General features: G+C 40.7%; 15 protein-coding genes. All 15 read left to right on the top strand.

The features are described from left to right. Positions 1–148 precede the first annotated feature (148 nt). Positions 149–1492 (top strand): MATE family efflux transporter, encoded by a 1344-nt coding sequence (locus EFT72_RS09100; protein WP_124066605.1) that lies wholly within the window; start codon positions 149–151, stop codon positions 1490–1492. Between the two features lie 30 nt (positions 1493–1522). Next, positions 1523–3433, top strand: a complete 1911-nt coding sequence (locus EFT72_RS09095) for an NAD(+) synthase (protein ID WP_124066604.1) — start codon at positions 1523–1525, stop codon at positions 3431–3433. Positions 3434–3446: 13 nt separating this feature from the next. Further along, a complete protein-coding gene (locus EFT72_RS09090; RefSeq protein WP_124066603.1) occupies positions 3447–4226 on the top strand; it encodes an RNA methyltransferase in 780 nt (259 codons plus the stop codon). Positions 4227–4332: 106 nt separating this feature from the next. Beyond that, positions 4333–4773, top strand: a complete 441-nt coding sequence (locus EFT72_RS09085) for an NfeD family protein (RefSeq protein ID WP_124066602.1) — start codon at positions 4333–4335, stop codon at positions 4771–4773. A gap of 1 nt (position 4774) precedes the next feature. Continuing rightward, complete coding sequence (locus EFT72_RS09080; protein ID WP_124066601.1) at positions 4775–5707, top strand: stomatin-like protein; 933 nt, start codon at positions 4775–4777, stop codon at positions 5705–5707. Positions 5708–5829: 122 nt separating this feature from the next. Continuing rightward, positions 5830–6963 (top strand): patatin-like phospholipase family protein, encoded by a 1134-nt coding sequence (locus tag EFT72_RS09075; RefSeq protein WP_124066600.1) that lies wholly within the window; start codon positions 5830–5832, stop codon positions 6961–6963. Between the two features lie 72 nt (positions 6964–7035). Continuing rightward, the gene (argF, locus tag EFT72_RS09070; RefSeq protein WP_124066599.1) at positions 7036–7971 is read left to right on the top strand and encodes an ornithine carbamoyltransferase; all 936 of its coding nucleotides are present in this window, start codon (positions 7036–7038) and stop codon (positions 7969–7971) included. A gap of 1 nt (position 7972) precedes the next feature. Beyond that, positions 7973–8281, top strand: coding sequence for a DUF6637 family protein (locus tag EFT72_RS09065; RefSeq protein WP_124066598.1), 309 nt, complete (start codon positions 7973–7975; stop codon positions 8279–8281). Beyond that, positions 8281–9264 carry a biotin--[acetyl-CoA-carboxylase] ligase gene (locus tag EFT72_RS09060; protein WP_243109980.1) on the top strand — a complete coding sequence of 328 codons (984 nt, stop codon included), beginning with the start codon at positions 8281–8283 and terminating at the stop codon, positions 9262–9264. Before EFT72_RS09065 ends, EFT72_RS09060 begins: the two co-directional genes overlap by 1 nt. After that, positions 9251–10354 carry an A/G-specific adenine glycosylase gene (mutY, locus tag EFT72_RS09055; RefSeq protein ID WP_124066597.1) on the top strand — a complete coding sequence of 368 codons (1104 nt, stop codon included), beginning with the start codon at positions 9251–9253 and terminating at the stop codon, positions 10352–10354. The genes EFT72_RS09060 and mutY overlap by 14 nt, the downstream gene beginning before the upstream one ends. A gap of 5 nt (positions 10355–10359) precedes the next feature. Continuing rightward, a complete protein-coding gene (locus EFT72_RS09050; RefSeq protein ID WP_124066596.1) occupies positions 10360–11262 on the top strand; it encodes a YegS/Rv2252/BmrU family lipid kinase in 903 nt (300 codons plus the stop codon). 105 nt (positions 11263–11367) lie between these two features. Beyond that, positions 11368–12504: an RNA polymerase sigma factor RpoD gene (rpoD, locus tag EFT72_RS09045; protein ID WP_124066595.1), complete on the top strand. Its 1137-nt coding sequence runs from the start codon at positions 11368–11370 to the stop codon at positions 12502–12504. A 73-nt stretch (positions 12505–12577) separates the two neighbouring features. Further along, on the top strand, positions 12578–13189 hold the full coding sequence (locus EFT72_RS09040) for an epoxyqueuosine reductase QueH (protein WP_124066594.1): 612 nt from the start codon (positions 12578–12580) through the stop codon (positions 13187–13189). 144 nt (positions 13190–13333) lie between these two features. Beyond that, positions 13334–13600: an HPr family phosphocarrier protein gene (locus tag EFT72_RS09035; RefSeq protein ID WP_124066593.1), complete on the top strand. Its 267-nt coding sequence runs from the start codon at positions 13334–13336 to the stop codon at positions 13598–13600. Between the two features lie 379 nt (positions 13601–13979). Then, the gene (gene gltB / locus EFT72_RS09030; protein ID WP_124066592.1) at positions 13980–18539 is read left to right on the top strand and encodes a glutamate synthase large subunit; all 4560 of its coding nucleotides are present in this window, start codon (positions 13980–13982) and stop codon (positions 18537–18539) included. The last annotated feature ends 10 nt before the right edge of the window (positions 18540–18549 follow it).

Here is an 18549-nt window from a genome sequence, read left to right as displayed (position 1 = left end):
CCCTGATTATTCTTATCTGTTTAGTAGGATATAAATATATTACACGAAATTGATAAAAAAGTAAACCTTAATTCTGTGGCTTCCCAATTAGTGAAATTGGATGTATACTATTACTCATTGGGAATTGGAAGAATCGGGAGGAATCTTTGTGAAGAGACATAAGAAAGCCAGTCAGGTCATCATGACAGAAGGTGTAATATGGAAGCAGCTTATCGCTTTTTCTCTGCCGTTGCTGGTTGGAAATTTATTTCAGCAGCTTTATAATACAGTCGATTCTGTGGTGGTAGGAAATTTTCTTGGTAGTGATGCACTGGCAGCCGTTGGATCAAGCAATTCCCTAATCAATCTGATTATTGGTATGTTTATGGGGATTGGAACCGGAGCGGGAGTTATTATCTCTCAATATTATGGGGCAAAAGACAAAGAAAAGGTGCAATGGGCCGTCCATACGACTATGGCTCTTAGCTTGGTTGGAGGAATCATTTTGATTTTCCTTGGAGTATTTCTTACTCCTATGATTCTAAAGTGGATGGGAACTCCAGAATCGGTATTTCCTGATTCAGTCGCTTATTTAAGGATCTTTTTCTGTGGATCCCTCTTTAATCTGGTTTATAATATGGGATCTGGAGTGTTAAGGGCGGTGGGGGACTCGAAAAGACCTTTATACTATCTATGCATCTCGTCCATCGTAAATATGATTCTAGATTTGGTCTTTGTGGTGGTCTTTAACATGGGGACAGAGGGGGTGGGGTATGCCACCGTAGCAGCTCAGGCTGTTTCTTCGGTTCTGATAGTTCTGGCATTGATGAGAACCGATGAGATCTACCGTTTGGATCTTAAAAATTTAAGAATTGATAAAAGGATGGCAAATCGGATTTTAAAACTAGGGATACCAAGTGGCATTCAGCAGTCCATTATTTCTCTTTCTAATGTAATTGTTCAGTCTAATATAAATGGTTTTGGTTCTGCTGCAATGGCAGGATTTGGCTCTTATAGTAAAATTGATGGATTTGCTATGCTTCCCTTGCAAAGCTTTTGTATGGCGGCCACTACATTTACGGGTCAGAATATCGGGGCAGGAGAAAAGAAGAGGGTAAGACGGGGAATTATTCAAGGGATTGTGATAAGCCTTATCTATACGGTTATCATCTCAATCCTTCTTTATCTGAATGCAGAGCATATTTTAAGAATCTTTTCCCCTGAGGAACAAGTGATTCTCTACGGGAAAAGTACGATGCAGATACTAATTCCATTTTACTGGGTCGTAGCCATTCACCAGATCTTGATGGGAAGCATACGAGGAAGTGGACGTACCATGGTTTCTATGTTAATTGGAGTGGGGAATATGTGCATACTGCGTATGCTCTATATTAATCTACTGGTTCCGTTTTTCCCTAGTTATGCGGCGGTGCTGTGGTGTTATCCCATCACTTGGCTGACAACGACAGTGATGGATTGTATCTATAGTTTGAAAACGAAATGGATATCATAAGGAATAAACAACAGATAGGAGAAAGATACGATGAAAAATGGTTATATCCGGGTTGCGGCGGCAACTCCAGACGCAAAAGTAGCAGATCCCAGATTTAATCGGGAGCGGATCTGTGAGTTGATAAAAGAGGGAATTCGATTACAGACAAAAATTATGGTATTTCCGGAACTCTGTATGACGGCCTATACCTGTGGTGATTTATTTTTACAGTCTGCCCTATTAACAGCAGCAATCAAAGAACTGAAGGAAGTTTTAAAGGCAACAAAGGGAAGTGATCTGCTTGCTTTTATCGGAATGCCGTGGGAAAAAGATGGGAAGCTTTACAATACGGCAGTGGCAATACAAAATGGAAAGATCCTTGGAATCGTGCCAAAAACAAATCTTCCCAATTATTCTGAATTTTATGAATTGCGTTATTTTACGAAAGGAAACAAAGAAACGGCCATGGTGAAATGGGGAAATGAGTGGGTACCCATGGGCACGGATCTTCTTTTTGCCTGTGATTCCATTCCAGGTCTAATCGTAGCTGCTGAAATATGTGAAGATGCCTGGGTTCCTTTTCCACCATCTACGCGGCATGCCTGCGCTGGTGCCACGGTGATTGTTAACTGTTCTGCAAGTGATGAAACAATTGGAAAAGATGTTTACAGAAGAAATCTAATAACAGGGCAATCAGCAAGCCTGGTCTGTGGGTATGTCTATGCCAATGCAGGGGAAGGCGAGTCCACACAGGATCTAGTGTTTGGAGGGCAGAATCTGATTACAGAAAATGGGACATTGTTGGCGGAATCCAGCCGATTTGAGAATGAAGTTATATATGCAGATATGGATTTGGAACGTCTGAATCATGAAAGACGCAGGTTAAGCACGTTCCCTGGAGCGGAGAGAGAGGGGTACACGGTAGTTACGTTTTCCGTGAAAGAGGAAGATTTAAAATTAAAACGCTTCATCGATTCCAGTCCATTTGTACCAGATAACGAAAGGGAAAGAAACAAACGGTGTGAAGAGATTTTGTCCATACAGGCAATGGGACTAAAAAAGCGATTGGCACATACCGGTATCAAACATGCGGTACTTGGTATTTCCGGAGGGTTGGATTCCACACTTGCTTTATTGATAACGGTTCGTGCATTTGATTTATTAAAAATCCCGAGAAGTCAGATTCATGCAATCACAATGCCATGCTTTGGAACCACAGACCGGACTTACAAAAATGCATGTTTATTAACAGAAAAGTTAGGAGCAGCACTTCTAGAAATCAACATAAAGGAAGCGGTGAATGTTCATTTTCGGGATATTGGTCACGAAGCTGACAATCATGATGTCACGTATGAAAATTCACAGGCAAGAGAACGAACACAGATATTAATGGATCTTGCCAACCGATTTGGCGGTCTTGTCATAGGAACGGGTGACATGTCGGAACTGGCGCTTGGATGGGCCACTTATAATGGGGATCATATGTCCATGTATGGGGTCAATGCTTCGGTTCCTAAAACACTGGTTCGCCATTTGGTGCGTTATTATGCTGATACTTGTGAGGAAGAAGAATTAAATGGTGTATTGCTTGATGTTCTTGATACACCGGTAAGTCCAGAACTTCTACCTCCCAAGGATGGGCAAATTGCCCAGAAAACTGAGGATTTGGTGGGACCTTATGAACTTCATGATTTTTATTTGTATCAGGTATTGCGATGGGGGTACCGTCCCGAAAAAGTTTATCGGATGGCGCGTTTGGCGTTTGAAGGACGTTATGAGAATTCGGTTCTCTTAAAATGGCTAAACGTATTTTACCGCCGCTTTTTTAGTCAGCAGTTTAAGCGTTCCTGCATGCCAGATGGACCGAAAGTAGGATCCGTTGCCGTGTCTCCCAGGGGAGATTTACGGATGCCAAGTGATGCGGTTAGCAGGCTATGGCTGGAAGAATTGGAAACTTTATAAAGAGAGGTATAGTATGATAACGAGCAGTGCCAATGGTAAGATCAAACAGGTGATGAACTTGATAAAAAAAGCGAAGGAAAGAACCAATCGTGGACTTTTTGTAGTAGAAGGAATCCGTATGTTTGTAGAGATTCCTCCTGAAAAAATTGATTCTATCTTTGTGTCGGATGGATTTTCTAAGGATGAACACAAAAAAAAGCTGATAGAAGGAAAGGAGTTTGAAATTGTGTCAGACGAAGTGTTTAAAACCATGTCGGACACACAGACTCCACAGGGAATTCTGGCTCTGGTAAAACAATTTAATTACACACCAAACGATCTGTTTCCTTCTTCTGGTCCGGCACTTTTGATGATACTGGAAAATATACAGGATCCTGGTAATCTTGGTACCATTTTAAGAACAGGAGAAGGAGCCGGTGTAACAGGCGTGCTTATGAATGAGACAACGGCTGACATCTATAATCCGAAAGTGATTCGTTCCACCATGGGATCAATTTTTCGTATGCCTTTTGTTTCTGCCAGTGATTTTCCAGGTGCAATGTTGGAACTAAAGAATAAGGGAGTAAAACTTTATGCGGCGCATCTAGATGGTAGGAATAATTATGATAAAGAAGATTATACTGTTGATACAGGGTTTTTAATTGGGAATGAAGGGAATGGGTTGACTGAAGAAACGACAAAAGAGGCAGATGCTTACGTAAAGATTCCGATGAAGGGAAAGGTAGAGTCTCTCAATGCAGCAGTGGCTTCTTCTGTCCTAATGTATGAAGCAGCTAGACAACGGAGAGGATAATTGACAGAAAAATATTGAGAAATACTGGAATGTATAGTATGATAGTATCAATAAAGGAATTTGCCGGACAGTATTGTCTATATAGGCTGGGAAGGGGAATAAAAAGATGGCAGCGATTTATTGGCTCATTGCTTTTGTTGTACTTCTTGGAATAGAAGCGGCTACTATGGCCCTGACGACTATTTGGTTTGCGGGAGGAGCTTTGGTGGCATTTGTAATGGCGTTGTTTGGGGTTAATACGGAGTTACAACTGGCGTTATTTGTAATTGTGTCTTTTGTTTTACTGTTTTTCACCAGACCTTTTGCGTTAAAGTATGTAAACAAAAATACGATTAAAACCAATTCAGAAGGCCTGATCGGGAAGTTTGCCGTAGTAACATCTGAAATTAATAATTCAGATGGAAAAGGTGCTGCGGTATTAAATGGTCAGGAATGGACTGCTAGGGCATCTAAGGATGACCGGATCTATTCAGTTGGAACCAGAGTAGAAGTAAAAGAAATTCAAGGTGTGAAACTAATTGTAAGCAAGAAACAGGAGGAAGATTAATATGGTAGGATTTACTTTAGTAATAATTATTTTACTTTTTGTATTGGTATTACTGGCTTCATGTATCAAAATCGTTCCCCAGGCACAGGCTCTGGTAATTGAGCGGCTTGGAGCGTTTATGGCTACATGGTCCGTGGGTGTTCACATTAAGCTGCCGATTTTAGATCGTGTGGCAAAAAGAGTAAATATAAAAGAGCAGGTCGCTGATTTTCCTCCACAGCCCGTAATCACGAAGGATAACGTAACCATGAGGATTGATACCGTTATATTTTTCCAGATTACCGATCCAAAACTCTTTGCCTATGGAGTGGATAATCCTCTTATGGCTATTGAGAATCTGACAGCGACAACGCTTCGTAACATCATTGGAGATATGGAACTAGATCAGACCTTAACTTCTAGAGAAATTATTAACTCAAAGATGAGAGAAACGCTTGATATTGCAACCGATCCCTGGGGAATCAAAGTAAACCGCGTGGAACTGAAAAACATCATGCCACCTGCAGCCATTCAGGATGCCATGGAGAAACAGATGAAAGCAGAACGGGAACGCCGGGAATCAATTTTGAGAGCAGAAGGGGAGAAAAGATCTACGGTTCTGGTTGCAGAAGGAAAAAAAGAATCTGTTATTCTTGATGCAGAAGCTGAGAAACAGTCTGCAATCCTTCATGCAGAAGCAGAAAAAGAAAAGAGGATCCGGGAAGCGGAAGGTCAGGCAGAGGCGATTTGTAAGGTTCAGCAGGCCACTGCAGATGGAATCCGTATGATCAAAGATGCAGGTGCGGATCAGGCAGTTTTAGTTATGAAGAGTCTAGAAGCCCTTCAGGTAGTCGCAGATGGTAAGGCCACAAAAATTATTATCCCTTCCGATATTCAGGGATTGGCAGGACTTGTAACCTCCATTACGGAAATTCCCAAGAATCCAGAAGTATAAAAGGAAGGAAGTTTTGGGAGCCAGGATAGTCTTTTGATTTACTGAGATAAGACATACCGCAGCAGAAGGATGAAACCCTTTTGCTGCGGTTTTCCTAATCGGTGAGGTTTCAGGAGGAAGGTATGGAATTTAAGCTGGATCAAAACAGGGAATACGGACTTGTGCTAGAAGGTGGGGGTGCAAAAGGTGCTTATCAGATTGGCGCGTGGAAAGCACTCCGAGAAGCTGGGGTTAAAATAAAAGGTGTGGTAGGATCTTCTGTTGGCTCTCTAAATGGAGCGCTTATCTGCATGGATGATTTGGACCGGGCAGAGGATATATGGAAAAACATTGATTATTCAAAGGTTATGAATGTTGATAGTGAAACGATAAAAGCGTTAAAAAACAAGGATTTTAAATCTTTGAATCTACAAGAATTAATTAGCAGTGGACTAAAGCTTGTAAAGGACGGTGGGTTTGATATTACACCGTTAAAAGATTTGATTGAGGAAGTAGTTGGAGATGAAGAAAAGATAAAAAACTCTGACTGTGAACTCTTTACCGTTACTTATTCTGTTTCCGATAAAAAGGAATTAGCGGTAGATATAAAGAATGATAAAACAGGATCTGTGAAAGATATGCTTCTTGCCAGTGCTTATTTTATGGCATTTAAGAATGAAAAGCTGGGGGGAAAGCGTTATATGGATGGGGGCGGAGTCAATAACGTTCCCATCAATGTACTTCTGGAACATGGATACAAAGACATTATTGTCATTCGGATTTATGGTCTGGGTCTTGATAAAGAGCGAGAGGCAGAGATACCAGAAGACGTTCGTGTTTATCACATTGCTCCAAGACAGGATCTGGGAGGGATTTTAGAATTTGATAAGAAAAAGACCCGAAAAAACTTGGCTCTTGGTTATTATGATGCAAAACGTTTCTTATATGGACTGGATGGGAAGATTTATTATATAGATGCTCCGAATACGGAGCCATACTATTTTGATAAGATGATGTCTGAACTGGAATTGTTAAATGGATACAAAGAGGAGATTGCGGATCCTTCCCTTTTTGATGGATCAACCGGCTATCGGAATTATACAGAAAAAATATTTCCCAAGCTGGCAGAAGATCTTAAATTAAAGGAAGACTGGGATTATAAAGATCTCTATCTGGGTATTTTAGAAGATGCGGCAAAATGTTTGAAAATAAAAAGGTTTCAGATCTATACAGTGGATCAATTGATACGGGAAATTCGTAAAAAATCTTTCTTATAAAATGTATTGCATAAATATACGAGACATACTATAATGATGTATAAAAATACATTTAAATACGGAGGAAGCCATATGAATCTGAAAGGAAGAAGTTTTATCACGCTAAAGGATTTTACCCCGGAGGAGATTGCATACTTACTGGAACTGTCAGAAGAATTAAAAGGGAAGAAAAAACTAGGAACAACAGGAAGTTCTTTAAAAGGGAAAAACATTGCCCTGATTTTTGAAAAACCGTCAACTAGAACCAGATGTGCATTTGTAGTTGGTGTGGTGGATGAAGGGGGGCACCCAGAATATCTTGGAAAAGATGATATTCAACTGGGACATAAGGAAAGTGTAAAAGATACGGCCAGAGTTCTCGGGCGTATGTTTGATGGAATTGAGTTTCGTGGGTTTAAACACAAAACAGTAGAAGATCTTGCAAAGTATGCAGGGGTTCCTGTGTGGAATGGGTTGACAGAGGATTATCACCCTACACAGATTTTGGCGGATCTACTTACCATAAAAGAACAATTTGGATATTTAAAGGGACTTCGATTTGTTTATGCAGGGGATGGACGAAATAACATGGCAAACAGTCTGTTAATCGGAATGAGTAAGATTGGGATTCATGTTACCATTTTGGCTCCCAAGAGTCTTTGGCCCAAAATGGAACTAGTAGAAGAATGCCAGGAATATGCAAAAATCAGCGGAAGTACCATTACTCTAACAGAAGATTTAGATGGAGTAAAGGGAGCGGATATAATTTATACAGACGTATGGTGCTCCATGGGAGAAGAAGAGAAAGCCGCAGAGCGTGTATCTCTTTTAAAACCCTATCAAGTGAATCAGGAACTGATGAATAAAACAGGAAAAGATACAACCATATTTATGCACTGCCTGCCTGCAGTCAAGGGCAATGAGGTGACAGAAGATGTCTTTGAATCGGGCATATCTGTGGTGTTTGATGAAGCAGAAAACAGAATGCATACCATAAAGGCAGTGATGGTTGCAACATTAGGAGAGTAATATGTATATACAAGAACGAGGAAGAAACTTAAGGAACGCTTCTATGATTGTGGATCTGGCTCATATTGTTGTGGGGATTTTAATTGTGGTGCTGGGGGTTATTTCATTCTTAAATCCAGAAGATCATATGCTTTTATTTCCTGCCATATTTTTTCTTGCAGGAATGCTGAATCTGATCAATGGGATTTATAAAATCAAGCTCGGTGGAAGAGAAAAACGGAAAAAAGCAGCTGGGATGATTGCTTTATTATTTGGGGTGTTGCTATTATTTCTCACCTTAATCAGTGCAGTTAGTATCTGGTGGGGGTGATGAAGTTGAAAAAGGAAGTGCTTAAGTTGTTAAAAGAAAGCAATACCTATTTGTCCGGACAAGATATATGTGAGAGATTCGGGGTATCTAGAACGGCTGTATGGAAGGTGATCCGTCAGCTGGAAGAAGAAGGATATCAGATAGAAGCGGTTCGAAACAAGGGGTATCATTTCATCGATTCTTGTGATATAATGACGAAAACAGAGATAGAAAGTTGCATTCGGGGGAATTTCGGCAAAAGAATTGAATTTTACACCTCTATTGATTCTACAAATATAGCAGCAAAGCATCTGGCAGAGGACGGGGCAGAAGACGGAACTCTTGTAATCTCTGATGGTCAGAATGCAGGACGTGGAAGAAGAGGGAGAAACTGGATTTCTCCAGCGGGTAAGAACATATTTATGAGTCTGATCCTTAGACCAGATCTTCCTCCAGCAAAGGCCGCTATGCTGACGCTTGTAGCGGCACTCGCTGTTCAGGATGGGATTGAGAAGGAGACGGGTTTGTCTTGCATGATTAAATGGCCCAACGATCTTGTATCTGGCGGAAAAAAGGTATGCGGAATTCTCACAGAGATGAGTACGGAACTTATGGCGATCCATTATGTAGTTGTTGGTATCGGAATCAATGCCAATCAGGAAGAATTTCCAGAAGTACTGGAAAAGACTGCAGCATCCCTATTTATGGAAAAAGGAAAGCCAGTAAGAAGAAGTCATCTTGTTGCGTCTATTATGGAGTCGTTTGAACAGTACTATTTAGAATTTATCAGCCAGGGTGATCTATCCGGGCTGATAAGTGTCTATAATGAGCATATGGTAAATTTAGGGAATGAAGTCTTGATTTTAGATCCGTCAGGAGAGTATAAGGGCACTGCTTTGGGGATTAATGAAAAAGGAGAACTCTTGGTAGAATTGCTTGATGGGGAGGTAAGGCAGGTCAATTCCGGAGAAGTATCGGTCCGGGGGATATATGGATATGTATAAATCATTCTTTTATGACAAATTACAGGTTTTAGAACCAGAAGACCGTGAGGTGGAAGAATGGGAGCGGCTTAAACTTATGGAGCGCCCGTTGCTTTCCTGGTATCAGGATCAAAAACGTATCCTGCCATGGAGAGATAACCCCACTCCTTATGGTGTCTGGATATCTGAGATTATGTTACAACAGACTAGAGTTGAGGCAGTAAAGCCCTACTATCATCGTTTTATGGAAGCCTTGCCTGGAATTACCGATCTGGCGGCTGTATCGGAAGACAGACTGTTAAAACTATGGGAGGGACTTGGTTATTACAGTCGAGCGAAGAATCTACAAAAAGCGGCCAGTCTTGTGATGGAACGGTACAATGGAGAACTTCCAGCCTCCTTTGAAGAATTGTTATCTTTACCAGGGATAGGATCTTATACGGCGGGTGCCATAGCTTCCATTGCGTTTCATATTCCAGTTCCCGCTGTGGATGGCAATGTCTTACGAGTGTTTTCCAGAGTGACTGGTAGTGAGGAAGATGTTTTAAAACAGTCTGTAAAACGTAGAATAGAAGATAAATTAAGAGAAGCCATGCCAAAGGAAGATCCAGGTTCTTATAACCAGGCGCTGATCGAACTTGGTGCTATGGTTTGCATTCCCAATGGGAATCCTTTGTGTGAACGGTGTCCCCTGGAATCCTTATGCATTGCCAAAAAGAAAGAGCTCACGTCTGTTATCCCTGTAAAAACGCCCAAAAAATCAAGAAAGGCAGAAGACAGGACTGTATTGCTTCTTTTAAAAGACGGTAAGGTTGCAATTCAAAAGAGGAAGGATACTGGGCTTTTGGCTTCTTTGTTTGAATTCCCCAATCTGAATGGCCATGTATCGAAAGAAGATCTTCCGTCAATACTTGGGGTAACAGAAGCCAAGATCACTTCTCTTTCTGCATCAAAACATATCTTCAGCCATGTAGAATGGCATATGATCGGATATTGGATTGAATTAAAAAATATACCAGTATCGGATTACCTCTGGATTTTGCCAGAAGACTTAAAGAAAACTTATTCTTTGCCAAGCGCATTCAAAGCGTATACAAAGTTGATTAGGTGATAATAATGAAAAAGATGCTTTTTATATTTAATCCACGTTCTGGAAAATCGCAGATCAGAAATAAGTTAATGGATATATTGGATATTTTTGCGAAGGCAGGTTATGAACTGTCCGTTCATGTAACGCAAGGGGTAGAGGATGCCAAATCAGCAGCATCTTCCTTTGGAAAGGGTATGGATCTGGTGATTTGCAGTGGTGGAGATGGTACCTTAAATGAAACCATAAGCGGGTTGATGGAATTAGAGGAGTATCCAGATCTTGGATATATTCCAGCAGGCTCTACGAATGATTTCGCCTCTAGTTTAAAGATACCAAAGGATATGATAACAGCTGCCAAAGCTGCGGTAACTGGCGATCCGTACCCCATTGATATTGGCTGTTTTTGCGAAGACAGATACTTTGTATATATTGCGGCGTTTGGTGCATTTACAGAAGTTTCCTATCTGACTTCTCAGGACAAGAAGAATGTTCTGGGACATCAGGCTTATATGTTAGAGGGAATGAAAAGTTTAGCTTCCTTAAAATCTTATTCCATTCATGTCGAGTGTGATGAACTAAAAATGACAGGAGAATTTATTTTTGGAATGGTGACCAATACCATAAGTGTGGGCGGTTTTAAAGGTCTTGTTACACAGGATGTCGCGTTAGACGACGGGGAATTCGAAGTTCTCTTAATTCGGACACCTAAGACAGCTCTGGATCTGACGAACCTTATTAATTACATGTTCTTGAAAGAAGAACCCAATGAATACGTCCACAAATTTAGGACAAGATCTTTAAAGATAATCTCTGACGAACCAATTGATTGGGTATTGGATGGGGAATTTGGAGGTACGAAGCGTGAAGTTTCGATCATTAATTTAAAGAAAAAGATCCGAATTATGAGAAATCAGCCGAAAAAGCAATAAAACTGTTATTTTTAAAAGAAATATGTTGAAATAAAGATTGCGGTAGTATATAATGAAAAGTTGTGTGGGCTTTATGTATACTTCTTAGCGAAAGGACGTTATTAAGTGGAAAAAGATAATTTTTTAGATAAGCTAGGGAAACTTGTCGAGATTGCAAAAACAAAGCATAACGCTTTGGATGTAACAGAGATTAATAACTTCTTTGTAGGGGAAGAACTGACTACCGAGCAGATGGATCAGATTTATACGTACCTGGAGAATCGCGGCGTTGACGTGATCCCGGTCATGGATGACTCCACTTTAACTGAAGATGTGCTCCTACCAGGCAACCTTATAATTGACGATGATGTCGAAAGCTTTAAAGAAACAGAAGAAGAAGATATTGATTTGGATGCGATTGATTTGCTTGATGGGATTGGTACGGAAGACCCCGTCCGTATGTATTTAAAAGAGATTGGTACAGTGCCACTTTTAAATGCAGAAGAAGAACTGCGTCTTGCTAAGAGAAAAGCAGATGGCGATGAAATTGCAAAGGATCGTTTGATTGAAGCAAATTTACGTCTGGTTGTCAGCATAGCCAAGAGATATACAGGCCGTGGTATGAACTTCCTTGATCTTGTACAGGAAGGGAACTTAGGGCTCATTAAAGGTGTTGAAAAATTTGATTACACAAAAGGTTATAAATTAAGTACATATGCTACTTGGTGGATACGCCAGTCTGTAACCCGTGCCCTTGCAGATCAGGCAAGGACAATCCGTGTGCCTGTGCATATGGTTGAAACGATCAATAAGATGTCTAAAATGCAGAGAAAACTAACACTTGAACTGGGATATGAACCTTCCATCGGAGAACTGGCGGAGGCTCTTGATATGACAGAGGACAAAGTGATGGAAATTATGCAGATTGCAAGAGAACCGGCATCTTTAGAGACACCGATTGGAGAAGAAGATGACTCTAACTTAGGTGATTTTGTGGCGGATAATAACGTACTTACCCCAGAAGGTAATGTTGAATCTGTTATGCTAAGAGAACATATTGATGCGCTCCTTGGTGATTTGAAGGAGAGAGAGCGGCAAGTGATAGTTCTTAGATTTGGATTGGAAGATGGACACCCGCGTACATTAGAAGAAGTGGGGAAAGAATTTAACGTTACCCGCGAACGAATCAGACAGATTGAAGCGAAAGCACTTAGAAAGCTTAGAAATCCAGTTCGGAGCAAACGAATCAGAGATTTCTTATAAGACACAAAGAGGCGCAGCTGCAATTTGACTGCGCTTTTTTGTCATTCTTATAGACGGCAGGGAAGGAGACGCGATGAACCGGAGAAATTATCAGAAGGAACTGGAGCAGATCATAGAAAGCTTGGGGGAACAAGAGAAGGTTCCCAGGCTGCTTTTACATAGTTGCTGTGCTCCATGCAGCAGTTATGTTTTGGAATACTTATCCCAATATTTTAAAATCACCGTTTATTTTTACAACCCCAACATTTACCCGAGAGAGGAATACGCCAGACGTGTAAAAGAACAGGAGAAACTAATTCGTGATATGAAGTTTCAAAATCCGGTTACCATGCAGGCTGGTGCCTATGAACCGGATGAATTCTTTCGGATGGTGAAGGGACTTGAGGAGGTGCCGGAAGGTGGTGAAAGGTGTTTTAGATGCTATGAGCTTCGGTTGCAGGAAGCGGCCAAAGTGGCCCAGGCAGGCAAGTATGATTATTTCACCACAACGTTATCCATAAGCCCGTTAAAGAATGCTGAGCAGCTTAACAAGATCGGGAAGAAGCTAGAGAAAGAGTATCGAGTTCCCTACCTGACTTCTGATTTCAAAAAGAACAATGGTTTCAAACGTTCTATTGAATTATCCAAAGAGTATGATCTTTATAGACAGGATTATTGTGGCTGTATCTATTCAAAGAGAGAATAGAAAAAATTGGAGAACCAATAAGGACAAGAGTCAATCCATAGGAACTATATGAAAGAGATAATGGGTTTGTCTTGACACAAATTCGATATTGTAATAAAATTAGTTGCGTGGAGTATAAAAATAGAGGATAAAGGAGTGTACATTATGGTTTCGAAAACACTGACTGTAGTAAATCCATCCGGACTTCATTTAAGACCGGCAGGTGTTCTGTCCCAGACAGCGATGAAATTTAAATCTGATATTATTGTTGAATACGGAGAAAAGAGAATCGTAGCAAAGAGCGTATTAAATGTCATGGCAGCAGGAATTAAATCTGGCGCACAGATTGTAGTAATTTGTGATGGTGAAGATGAGGAAGAGGCAATTAAAACCATGGCCGAAGCGATTGAGAGCGGTCTCGGGGAGATGTAATCCGTAACAGATTTGAATAAAAGATATGATTAAAAGTTCTGGAAAGATATTTTCCAGGGCTTTTTTGTGTTGTAAATAAAAGATATGATTAGCAAAAATCATTCATCACTTAATAATCGAAAGCACATACTTAAAAATATTAGTAATTTATGCCAATGAAGAAAGTGATAGACTAAATTGCACGAAAACAATAGAAAATAATGATATAAAACATATAAAATCAGACTATATTTATAAAATATGCAAATAGACGAATTATCTGAAAACTCTCAAATAAAACGCATTTACAAAGTGTGAAAAATGTAGTATTATCAATTAAAATTCACTGTTACACTTTATCACCTCAAAGCAGATGGGGCAGTCAGGAAAGGATGAGATTATGGATAAGAGTTTACAATCTCCGAACAAAGCAGTAACTCCGGGTTTATATGATTCCCGTTTTGAACATGACAACTGCGGAATTGGCGCGGTTGCCAATATGAAAGGCATTAAGACTCATAAAACAGTGGAACGGGCACTCCATATAGTGGAGAATCTAGAACACAGGGCAGGCAAGGATGCAGATGGAAAAACTGGTGATGGGGTAGGCATCATGCTTCAGATTTCTCACAAATTTTTTAAAAAGGTTACAAAACCTTTGGGGATTGAGGTGGGAGAAGAGAGAGAGTATGGGGTTGGCATGTTTTTCTTTCCTCAAGATGAGCTTGCAAGAAATCAAGCAAAAAAGATGTTTGAGATCATTGTAAAAAAGGAAGGACTGGATTTTCTTGGTTGGAGAGACGTCCCGATCCATCCCGAACTGATTGGAGAAAAAGCAGTAAACTGTATGCCTTATATTGTGCAGGCTTTTATAAAGAAACCTGGAGAAACAAAACAGGGGTTGGAATTTGACAGAAAACTTTATGTATCCAGACGGATTTTTGAACAAAGCAATGATAATACCTATGTGGTCTCATTGAGCAGTAGAACCATTGTTTATAAAGGAATGTTTTTGGTAAAAGAGTTAAGGAAATTTTTCGGTGATCTTCAGGATAAAGATTATGAGTCAGCCATCGCAGTGGTACATTCCCGTTTCAGTACCAATACAAATCCAAGTTGGATGAGAGCCCATCCCAACCGTTTGATTGTGCATAACGGGGAGATCAATACGATTCGCGGTAATGTAGATAAAATGATGGCTAGAGAAGAAACCATGGAATCTGATTTTTTCCATGCAGATATGCATAAGGTACTTCCTATTATTAATCAGGAAGGTTCAGACTCCGCTATGCTTGATAATGCACTGGAATTTATGGTTATGAGTGGAATGGATCTTCCTCTTGCTGTCATGGTAACCATTCCGGCGCCGTGGGAACATGATAAATCTATGCCTCAGGAAACTCGTGATTTTTACCGGTACTATGCGACGATGATGGAACCTTGGGATGGTCCGGCTTCCATTGTATTTAGCGATGGGGACCTTGTTGGAGCAGTTTTAGACCGGAATGGTCTTCGACCATCTAGATATTATATCACGGATGATGATCATATGATTCTTGCATCCGAGGTTGGGGCGATTGATATCGAACAGAGTCATGTAGTGAAAAAAGAACGTCTTCGCCCTGGTAAAATGCTTCTGATTGATACGAGAAAAGGCTCTCTAATTAGTGATGAGGAACTAAAAGAGTATTATGCTGTGCGAAAGCCCTATGGGGAATGGCTGGATTCTAATCTGATTGAATTAAAAGACCTGCCCATTCCAAACAAAGGGGTTCCGCGTCTTTCGAAAGAAGAAAGAGCAAAGCTTCAGAAAACCTATGGTTATACCTATGAAGAATATAAAACGATGATTCTTCACATGGCTTTAAATGGAGCGGAAGCAGTGTCAGCCATGGGAGCGGATAGTCCTCTGGCAGTATTAAGCAAAAAGCATCAGCCTTTGTTTAATTACTTCAAACAGCTCTTTGCACAGGTTACAAATCCTCCCATTGATTCCATACGGGAAGAGATCGTGACTTCAACCACTGTTTATGTGGGAGAAGAAGGGAATATACTGCAGGAAAAAGCCGAAAATTGCAAGATTTTAAAGGTTACCAATCCGATTCTTACCTCAACGGATCTTTTGAAGATCAAACATATGAACAAATCGGGATTTAAAGTAGAAGTAATCCCCATTACGTATTATAAAAATACTTCTCTTGAAAAAGCCATTGACAGGTTATTTCTAGAGGCAGACCGAGCCCACCGGGATGGAGCAAATATTATTATTTTGTCGGATCGTGATATTGATGAAAACCATGTGCCAATCCCTTCATTGCTTGCAGTTTCTGCCCTTCAGCAGCATTTGGTAAAAACGAAGAAACGAACTTCGGTTGCATTAATTCTAGAGAGTGGGGAGCCAAGAGAGGTTCATCATTTTGCAACTTTATTAGGGTATGGAGCTTGTGCCATCAATCCCTATCTTGCTCAGGAGTCCATTCACAATTTAATTGATAGTGGAATGCTTGATAAAGATTATTATGCTGCGGTGGAAGATTATAACCTGGCAGTTCTTCATGGGATTGTAAAAATAGCCTCTAAAATGGGAATTTCTACGATTCAATCCTATCAAGGAGCACAGATTTTTGAGGCCATTGGGATATCAAAAAAAGTAGTAAATCAGTATTTTACCGATACAGTCAGCCGAGTAGAAGGGATTGATCTAGAGGATATTGCGAATGATGTCGATACCCTTCATTCAGCCGCTTTTGATCCCCTTGGACTTGATGTAGATTTAACGCTTAACAGTGTTGGCAGTCACAAGGAGAGAGCCGGAGAGGAAGAACACTTATATAATCCTCGAACCATCCATCTTTTACAACAGGCAGCAAGAACTGGAAACTATGAAACCTTTAAGGAATATTCAAACGCACTCACAAATGAGGGGCAGATGGTGAATCTAAGAAGTCTGCTGGATTTTGATGATTCAAAAACCAAGGAGATTCCGCTAAATGAAGTGGAAAGTGAAGATTCCATTGTGAAGAGATTTAAAACTGGAGCAATGTCTTATGGTTCCATCTCACGAGAGGCGCATGAAACCCTTGCCCTTGCCATGAATCAGATTCACGGAAAATCAAATAGTGGAGAAGGCGGAGAGAGCTTAGAGCGACTAACCATTGGAAGCGACGGCAAAAACCGGTGTTCTGCAATTAAACAGGTGGCTTCTGGTCGATTTGGAGTAACATCCCGATATCTAGTCAGTGCAAAGGAAATCCAGATCAAGATGGCACAGGGAGCGAAACCGGGAGAAGGCGGTCATCTACCGGGGAAAAAAGTGTATCCTTGGGTAGCGAAAACCAGACATTCAACCACTGGAGTCGGGTTGATCTCCCCGCCTCCTCATCATGACATTTATTCCATTGAGGATTTGGCACAGCTGATTTATGACCTTAAAAATTCCAATACTCAAGCAAGGATTTCGGTGAAACTGGTTTCTGAGGCAGGAGTTGGTACCGTAGCGGCTGGTGTTGCCAAAGCAGGTGCTCAGGTGATTTTAATCTCAGCTTTTGATGGCGGAACAGGGGCAGCACCCAGAAATTCCATTTATAATGCAGGACTTCCCTGGGAACTAGGTGTTGCAGAAGCACATCAGACATTAATTATGAATGGGCTTCGGGATAAGGTGATTTTAGAGACAGATGGAAAGTTGATGACAGGCCGTGACGTTGCAATTGCTTGTATGCTGGGAGCAGAAGAATTTGGGTTTGCAACGGCTCCTCTTGTTACGCTTGGCTGTGTTATGATGCGTGTCTGCAATCTAGATACCTGTCCAGTGGGGATTGCAACTCAGAATCCTGAATTGCGCAAACGTTTTAAGGGGAAACCAGAATACGTTATTAACTTCATGTACTTTATTGCAAAAGAACTAAGGGAATACATGGCGAAGCTGGGAATTCGTACGGTGGATGAGTTAGTGGGAAGAACGGATCTGTTGAAAAAGAAAGATAAGGTTTCTTTTCATCGAGCAGATAAAGTGGATCTCTCTTCCATTCTTGGTAATCCATATGCAGAATTAAAACTTGCGGGGTACGACAAAAAGCATATTTACGATTTTGAGCTGGAAAAAACAATAGATGAAAAAATCCTCTTAAAGAAATTAAAGCAGGCGTTGCAATCAGGGCAGAAAAAAGGACTTCAGATTGATGTGTCTAATACAGATCGTGCGCTGGGCAGCATCTTTGGTTCAGAAATCACAAGGCTTTATCCGGAAGGACTTCCAGAAGATACGTTTGTTATAAACTGCAATGGAAGCGGGGGGCAAAGCTTTGGAGCCTTTATTCCAAAAGGTCTGACGCTGGAATTAGTGGGAGATAGCAACGACTACTTTGGCAAAGGTTTATCTGGAGGAAAACTGGTTGTTTATCCCCCTCAGGGAGTTAAGTTTAAAGCATCTGAAAACATTGTAATTGGGAATGTAGCCCTTTACGGAGCCACCAGTGGAAAAGCATTTATCTGTGGTGTTGCAGGAGAGAGATTCTGTGTTCGAAACTCAGGAGCAACAGCAGTGGTGGAAGGGGTTGGCGATCACGGTTGTGAATATATGACGGGAGGCCGTGTCGTTGTGCTAGGATCCACAGGTAAGAATTTTGCGGCTGGTATGAGCGGTGGAATTGCTTACGTGCTGGATGAAAAAAGAGATCTTTATAAGCGATTGAATAAAGAAATGGTTTCCTTTGAGGAGATTACGAATAAATATGATGTTTTAGAATTAAAAGATATGATCAAAGAACATGTTGCTTACACCAATTCAGAAAAGGGGAAGGAAATTTTGGATAACTTTGGCGAATATCTGCCTAAGTTTAAGAAAATTATGCCTCATGATTACAGACGTATGCTGAACACCATTATACAGATGGAAGAAAAAGGGTTGAGTAGTGAACAGGCACAGATTGAAGCATTCTATGCGAACACCAAAAAGTAAGGAGGAGGCG

The organism is Clostridium sp. E02, from assembly GCF_003833015.1.
Classification (GTDB): Bacteria; Bacillota; Clostridia; order Lachnospirales; family Lachnospiraceae; genus Lacrimispora.
The sequence above is the reverse complement of the archived record's forward strand: the minus strand, read 5'-3'. Positions and strand labels throughout refer to the sequence as shown.

What these genes read in the sequence shown, in the direction of transcription:
- EFT72_RS09095 (WP_124066604.1), top strand. Translation starts at nt 1,523, where the DNA reads ATGAAAAATGGTTATATCCGGGTTGCGGCGGCAACTCCAGACGCAAAA.
- EFT72_RS09090 (WP_124066603.1), top strand. Translation starts at nt 3,447, where the DNA reads ATGATAACGAGCAGTGCCAATGGTAAGATCAAACAGGTGATGAACTTG.
- EFT72_RS09085 (WP_124066602.1), top strand. Translation starts at nt 4,333, where the DNA reads ATGGCAGCGATTTATTGGCTCATTGCTTTTGTTGTACTTCTTGGAATA.
- EFT72_RS09080 (WP_124066601.1), top strand. Translation starts at nt 4,775, where the DNA reads ATGGTAGGATTTACTTTAGTAATAATTATTTTACTTTTTGTATTGGTA.
- EFT72_RS09075 (WP_124066600.1), top strand. Translation starts at nt 5,830, where the DNA reads ATGGAATTTAAGCTGGATCAAAACAGGGAATACGGACTTGTGCTAGAA.
- argF (WP_124066599.1), top strand. Translation starts at nt 7,036, where the DNA reads ATGAATCTGAAAGGAAGAAGTTTTATCACGCTAAAGGATTTTACCCCG.
- EFT72_RS09065 (WP_124066598.1), top strand. Translation starts at nt 7,973, where the DNA reads ATGTATATACAAGAACGAGGAAGAAACTTAAGGAACGCTTCTATGATT.
- EFT72_RS09060 (WP_243109980.1), top strand. Translation starts at nt 8,281, where the DNA reads ATGAAGTTGAAAAAGGAAGTGCTTAAGTTGTTAAAAGAAAGCAATACC.
- mutY (WP_124066597.1), top strand. Translation starts at nt 9,251, where the DNA reads ATGGATATGTATAAATCATTCTTTTATGACAAATTACAGGTTTTAGAA.
- EFT72_RS09050 (WP_124066596.1), top strand. Translation starts at nt 10,360, where the DNA reads ATGAAAAAGATGCTTTTTATATTTAATCCACGTTCTGGAAAATCGCAG.
- EFT72_RS09040 (WP_124066594.1), top strand. Translation starts at nt 12,578, where the DNA reads ATGAACCGGAGAAATTATCAGAAGGAACTGGAGCAGATCATAGAAAGC.
- EFT72_RS09035 (WP_124066593.1), top strand. Translation starts at nt 13,334, where the DNA reads ATGGTTTCGAAAACACTGACTGTAGTAAATCCATCCGGACTTCATTTA.
- gltB (WP_124066592.1), top strand. Translation starts at nt 13,980, where the DNA reads ATGGATAAGAGTTTACAATCTCCGAACAAAGCAGTAACTCCGGGTTTA.